Source organism: Xenorhabdus thailandensis (assembly GCF_037996785.1).
Taxonomy (GTDB): Bacteria; Pseudomonadota; Gammaproteobacteria; order Enterobacterales; family Enterobacteriaceae; genus Xenorhabdus; species Xenorhabdus griffiniae.
In genome coordinates, this window is record NZ_JBBMXF010000013.1 from 257,872 (window position 1) to 264,160 (window position 6,289).

At 42.2% G+C, this 6,289-nt stretch carries 6 protein-coding genes and 1 tRNA gene; 5 read left to right on the top strand and 2 right to left on the bottom strand.

Going from position 1 to position 6,289, the window contains the following annotated elements; translation table 11 throughout:
- Positions 1-72: 72 nt before the first annotated feature.
- Both radD and rplY read left to right on the top strand, forming a co-directional pair.
- Entirely contained in the window at positions 73-1,830 is a 1,758-nt protein-coding gene (radD, locus tag AAC853_RS14690) for a DNA repair helicase RadD (RefSeq protein ID WP_340614987.1), read from the top strand.
- Between the two features lie 178 nt (positions 1,831-2,008).
- Positions 2,009-2,290, top strand: a complete 282-nt coding sequence (gene rplY / locus AAC853_RS14695; RefSeq protein WP_047679702.1) for a 50S ribosomal protein L25 — start codon at positions 2,009-2,011, stop codon at positions 2,288-2,290.
- 81 nt (positions 2,291-2,371) lie between these two features.
- Here the strand turns inward: rplY and yejK are convergent, their stop codons facing one another.
- Positions 2,372-3,376: a nucleoid-associated protein YejK gene (yejK, locus tag AAC853_RS14700; RefSeq protein WP_340614975.1), complete on the bottom strand. Its 1,005-nt coding sequence runs from the start codon at positions 3,374-3,376 to the stop codon at positions 2,372-2,374.
- Between the two features lie 275 nt (positions 3,377-3,651).
- Here yejK and AAC853_RS14705 point away from each other — a divergent pair, with 275 nt between their 5' ends.
- From AAC853_RS14705 to AAC853_RS14715, 3 genes are all read left to right on the top strand, one after another.
- On the top strand, positions 3,652-3,879 hold the full coding sequence (locus AAC853_RS14705; RefSeq protein ID WP_338885103.1) for a YejL family protein: 228 nt from the start codon (positions 3,652-3,654) through the stop codon (positions 3,877-3,879).
- A 30-nt stretch (positions 3,880-3,909) separates the two neighbouring features.
- Positions 3,910-5,649 (top strand): LPS biosynthesis-modulating metalloenzyme YejM, encoded by a 1,740-nt coding sequence (gene yejM / locus AAC853_RS14710; protein WP_340614976.1) that lies wholly within the window; start codon positions 3,910-3,912, stop codon positions 5,647-5,649.
- A gap of 75 nt (positions 5,650-5,724) precedes the next feature.
- A tRNA-Pro gene (locus tag AAC853_RS14715) sits at positions 5,725-5,801 on the top strand.
- A 7-nt stretch (positions 5,802-5,808) separates the two neighbouring features.
- On the opposite strand, the gene AAC853_RS14720 is transcribed toward AAC853_RS14715, so the two are convergent.
- Positions 5,809-6,024: a hypothetical protein gene (locus tag AAC853_RS14720; protein WP_340614977.1), complete on the bottom strand. Its 216-nt coding sequence runs from the start codon at positions 6,022-6,024 to the stop codon at positions 5,809-5,811.
- Between the last annotated feature and the right edge of the window lie 265 nt (positions 6,025-6,289).

The window sequence follows — 6,289 nt, forward strand, 5'->3', positions numbered from 1 at the left end:
CAGGCTTCAATGAAAAATGTTATTCTCTACCGTAATTATCTTTTACCTGATATTTGTGACAGTAACATAAAAATGACTTTTACTTTACGTCCTTATCAACAAGAAGCGGTAGACGCGACCATTCGCTATTTTCGCCAGCACAGAGATCCCGCCGTTATTGTTTTACCAACAGGGGCAGGTAAAAGCCTTGTCATCGCGGAATTGGCAAAGCTGGCACATGGCCGTGTTTTGGTACTGGCACATGTCAAAGAACTTGTTGCGCAGAATCACAGCAAATATTGTGCTTATGGATTGGATGCAGATATTTTTTCCGCAGGGCTAAATCAAAAACAAAGTACAGGAAAAGTGGTTTTTGGCAGTATTCAGTCTATTGCCCGCAACCTAGATTGCTTTGACCACCATTTTTCACTGTTAATCATCGATGAATGCCACCGCATCAGTGATGACGAGAACAGCCAATACCAACAAATTATCCAACAACTTCGAAAAAACAATCCCCAAATCCGCATCTTGGGTTTAACCGCAACACCTTATCGCCTTAGTGCTGGCTGGATATATCACTATCATTATCATGGCATGATCCGTGGTGATGAACGTAGTTTTTTTCGCGATTGTATTTATGATCTTCCATTGCGTTATATGATTAAGCATCATTTTCTGGTTTCTCCAGAAAGATTGGACATGCCTATAATGCAATATGATTTCAGTCAGGTACGAGCCAGTCAGCAAGGGATATTCAATGAAGCGGAATTAAATCGGGAGCTTAAACGCCAAAAGCGTATCACTCCTCATATCGTTAGACAGATCATTGAATATGCACAAAATCGAAAAGGTGTGATGATTTTCGCCGCGACAGTCGAACATGCCAAAGAAATCTTCCAATTGCTGCCTACAGGACAAGCCGCATTAGTCAGCGCAGAGACACCACCATCTGAACGGGATCGCTTAATTACGGCATTCAAAGAACAGCAACTTCGCTATATGGTCAATGTTGCCGTACTCACAACAGGATTCGATGCTCCTCATGTCGATTTAATCGCCATATTGCGCCCAACAGAATCGGTCAGCCTTTATCAGCAGATCGTCGGGCGCGGCTTACGTTTATTTCCTGACAAAAAAGATTGCTTGATTTTGGACTATGCAGGCAATCCCCACGATCTTTACACGCCTGAAATCGGTAACAGTAAACCCAACTCACAAAGCCAACCCGTTCAAGTATTTTGCCCTATCTGTCAATTTGCGAATACTTTCTGGGGGATATGCACGACAGATGGAGAGATCGTTGAGCATTTTGGGCGACGCTGCCAAGGTTGGGAAGAAGACGAACATGGAAAACGTCAACAATGTGATTTCCGTTTCCGTTTTAAATCATGCCCTCATTGCGGTGCAGAAAACGATATCGCGGCTCGACGCTGCCATCGTTGTGAAGAAGTGCTCGTCGATCCCGATGATATGCTGAAAGCAGCCTTAAAACTAAAAGATGCCCTGGTGCTACGTTGTGGTGGTATGCAATTAACACCAGGTCACGACAGTAAAGGGGAATGGTTAAAAATCACCTATTACGATGAAGATGGTGCGGACGTATCTGAATTGTTCCGTTTATCGACCTCGGCCCAAAAGAAAGTATTTGAACTGCAATTCCTTCGCCAACATCAACGTGCACCAGGAACCGTTTTTCGCTGGAGAGCAGCAGCAGATGTTGCTCATCAATTTTCTTTATTGCGTCATCCTGATTTTGTTGTCGCGCGTAAAAAAGGGCAATTTTGGCAAATTAGAGAAAAGATTTTTGACTATCAAGGGCGATTTAGACGGGCTGATGACTTGTATTAAATATGCCAGATAGACCATCCACTGACTCACTGGAAAACAGATTTATATTTGCTGTCATATCGGTTTTTCGCTAGAATGCCGCCCGCTTAGCGTAATAATACATGTTAAGCCAAGTATCGAACCTGCTGCTGGGTCGCCTGTAGCAGGATTTATTTTCTTCTTTTACAGAGAAAAAATAATGTTAACTATTAATGCAGAAGTACGTAAAGAGCAGGGCAAAGGTGCGAGCCGCCGCCTGCGTAGAGCTAACAAGTTTCCAGCAATCATCTATGGTGGTAACCAAGAGCCAGTTTCTATCGAGCTGGATCACGATGCAGTTATCAACCACGAAAGCAAACCAGAATTTTACGAAGTTCTGACTCTGGTTGTTGATGGTAAAGAAACTAAAGTTAAAGTGCAGGCAGTACAGCGTCATCCGTTTAAACCTAAACTGACGCACATCGATTTCCTGCGTGCTTAATTAGCCACAGTCGAGCTTTTATCGGGACGCCGAGTAAATAACGCCGCAATTGCGGCGTTATTTATTTTTACAGCGGCCAATCTAGCGATTACCACCATGACGTTGCAATTGATCACGCAGATTCGGGGGCGTTCCCTTAATCGTCAATGTATCTGTGACTGGGTCCCAAAAAATTCGCTCTCCCATCAACATGGCATCAAAATTAATGGTTAACCCTCCCCCACTACCGGCAAATTTCGTTAATTGGCGCAATGTTCCGCGATCAGCCGGAAAACTCTCTTCCAATTCATAGCCCTTATCCTGCGAAAATTGCTGAAAATCTTGCCCATCTAACGAGGGTAACTCTTGGGCTAAATCTTGTAACTTAATTTCCTCGCCTGCCTGTAATTGTTCATTACAGTAACCATAAACTTGCTGACGATAAGCCTGGCGTTCATTTTTATCTAACTGTGCCGATTCACAATAATCATCTAAAGCCTGCAACAAACCTTTATTTTGAACTTTGGCATTCATACCTTCACTGGCGGCCAGGAAATCCATAAAAAAGTCAGAAACCTTGCGCCCTACCCGCCCTTTTAAAAAAGTCAGATAACGGCTGGATTCAGGATTGGTTTCCCATTCAGTTAGATCGATTCTTGCAATGATATCAGCATGAGGAATATCAAGATATTGCGTTGTATTTACATCAAGTTCATCGTTGACGGATGTGCTGTTACAACTGTTAAGAACAGCAATCAGTAAATATTCCACAGCAAGATAACGATATTGGCAAAACAATACCGTTCCCCCTTCTGCAAATGGATACTTCGCCAGCTCATCTTTTAAGCGAACAGTTGCAGCCCGGCTAAAACCGAGAAAGTCGTCATCTCCTTTACGTAGATGACGGAGTGATCCCGCCAGTTCACTTTCTTCATTGAACAAACCGTAAGCTTTACTTTTCGCGCTATATACACGATGCAACTCTGCCATCATCTCTTCAACCACTTGATTAGTATCTAGCAAAGCATCACGCAAAATCACTTCCAACGTCTGTTCATCACGCTTAATCAACCGATGTAGCGCGATCTGGGTAATTTCCAGGCTCATTATCTATACTCCTTTTGCAGCTTTGGCCATATAGGGCCACGCGGTTAGCGGCGTATTCAAACATCGTTATCTTTCTGCTGCAACTAAAAACCCAAGTGATGAAAAATACTCGCCATTTAATTGTCAACATCCTACATATCAAAGAATAAAATGATGCAACATATTCAATATTTGCAACAACTCTGGCAGCAGACAGGTAATTTGTCATAAAAAAAGCAGAAAATCCCCCCTCTATACGGTAAGATATGGGGCTTTGTACATCCAGGATATGATTTATGCCACAGTCATCTCGCTATAGCGATGAAAAAGTTGAACATTTATTAACTGAATTAGTAAATGTTTTCGAGAAAGACCATACTCCAACTGACCTGACCTTGATGGTTTTGGGTAATATGGTCACAAATTTGATCAATACGAGTATTACTCCTGCACAACGCAGACATATTGCAGACTCGTTCGCACACGCGTTGCAATCTTCAATCAACGAAGATAAAGCGCATTAATCTTCATTAACACGTTGACGTAAAGAAAATATGGTGACTAGCTGTCAGCATTACCGCGAAAAAGTTTCTCAGATGATCAGTTGGGGACACTGGTTCGCACTGTTCAACATTATGTTCAGTCTTGTGCTGGGCAGTCGCTATCTATTTGCATCTGACTGGCCGGGTTCACTGTTTGGTCGCATCTACGCGCTGGTCAGTTGGCTCGGCCATTTCAGTTTCATTGTCTTTGCCATCTATTTACTTATTCTATTCCCACTGACATTTATCGTTATATCTCAACGGCTAATGAGGTTTCTTTCAGCCGCATTAGCAACGGCAGGCTTAACACTACTGATATTCGATTCCTCGGTTTATATTCGCTTTCACCTGCATTTAACCCCATTGGTTTGGGATTTAATCACCAACCCAGAACAAGGTGAGCTAGCAAGGGAATGGCAACTGATGTTCATCTGTATTCCTTTAATTTTTCTAATACAGATGCTTTTTGGTACATGGAGTTGGCAAAAGTTACGCAGCCTAAACCGCCAACGATTTGGTAAGCCACTGGCCGCAGTATTTATTACTGCTTTTGTCGCTTCGCACCTCATGTACATCTGGGCAGATGCTAATTTCTACCGCCCGATTACTATGCAGCGCTCAAACTTACCTATTTCTTATCCAATGACCGCCCGCAAGTTCCTTGAAAAGCATGGCCTATTGGATAAGCAAGAATTTCAACGCCGCATCAACCAACAAGGTAATCCTACAGCCTTGGGCGTCAATTATCCGCTAAATGATTTATCTTATCAGGATGCCGGGCGAGGTTATAACTTACTTCTGCTTGTCGTGGATGGGTTAGATTATCAAGACATCACCCAGGATATGCCAACTCTGGAACATTTCGCGAAAAACAATATCCAGTTCACTCAACATTTCAGCACAGGCATTCAAGATGACACGGCATTGTTTGGTCTATTCTATGGCATATCATCGGGTTATCTGGACGGCATTCTTAACGCCAGGAAATCCTCGGCGCTCATTGATGCTCTGACACATCAAGGGTATCAATTTGGCCTTTTTTCTTCAGATGGATTTCAGACACCACTTTATCGCCAGGCCATACTGACCGACTATTCATTGCCAGAAACTAAAAAGCAAAATGATAACTTAACGGTGACGCAATGGAGCCAATGGCTGGATCTGCGCAATGGTTCCACACCATGGTTCTCATTTCTAGATATTAACGGCTTTATGCCTTCATCCGGAAAATTTGATAAGAAAGCGCTGGATACTGAAATAAACCACGTTTTAGAGGCCTTGGAAACTAAAGGTGACTTAGATAAAACAATCATTGTGATTACAGCTAAACAGAGTAAAGGCACAACAAGTAACAAAACAAAATGGTTTACGGATGACAAATTCAATCGTGAACAGATCCATGTTCCCCTGATAATTCAATGGCCTGGCACTCCGGCACAAACTATCGATAAATTGACTAGTCATCAAGATATCATGACAACCTTAATGCTCCGTTTATTGCACGTTACTAATTCTCCAGAAGATTATTCCCAAGGCGAAGATCTCTTTAATGCCCAAAGAGAAAATCCATGGCTTATTACAGGTGATAATGGTTCATTAATTGTTACGATGGCCCAACATACTGTCTATCTTTCCAAGAATGGAGAATATCATCTGTATGATTTAGATGGTAATGAAATTCAGGATGCCAAACCAAACCTTGCCCAATTGTTACAAATATTAACGGAAGTAAAACGATTTTTAGCAAACTAATCGTTTAAAAATCAATCACTCACTAAATTAGGGGCTTGCTTTGCAAATAAAAAACGGTAATATACGAGAAGTCATCGGCATGTAGCGCAGCTTGGTAGCGCACCGTCATGGGGTGTCGGGGGTCGTAGGTTCAAATCCTATCATGCCGACCAAATTTCCCTAGAAAAACCAACCTGTTAGGGTTGGTTTTTTTATGCTCCAAATTTGCTTGGGGTAAAATGAGGGTAAAATGGGGGTAAAATGGCCGACAAAAAATGATAAACACAGGCTAACTCTGGAGTGAGTTTTGTTATTGCTCAAAGGCGTTTGAAGCACCTTTTTTCTTGCTGTTTTTTCGATAGTTTCTGATTGAGATTCATTAGAAAAAATATTCATTGATATCTTCCCTATAGACCACCTTACCCAAAGTTACCTATTGTTACCTCTGGTTGCTTTTCAATGCCCGTCCCAAATCCGTCCCACCTAATTTTATGGCGACTGAAAAAAAAGCCGCATTACGCGGCTCATGTGTCAATCTAGCGTGGAATTACATTAAAAATTTATCGGCGTAAATAACGGTGTTAATTTTGAAACATCAACGGTCTTTTCGGCTTTATCGAGGCTATAAGACTCTTGCAATTTTAGCCATAGACGAGGGCTA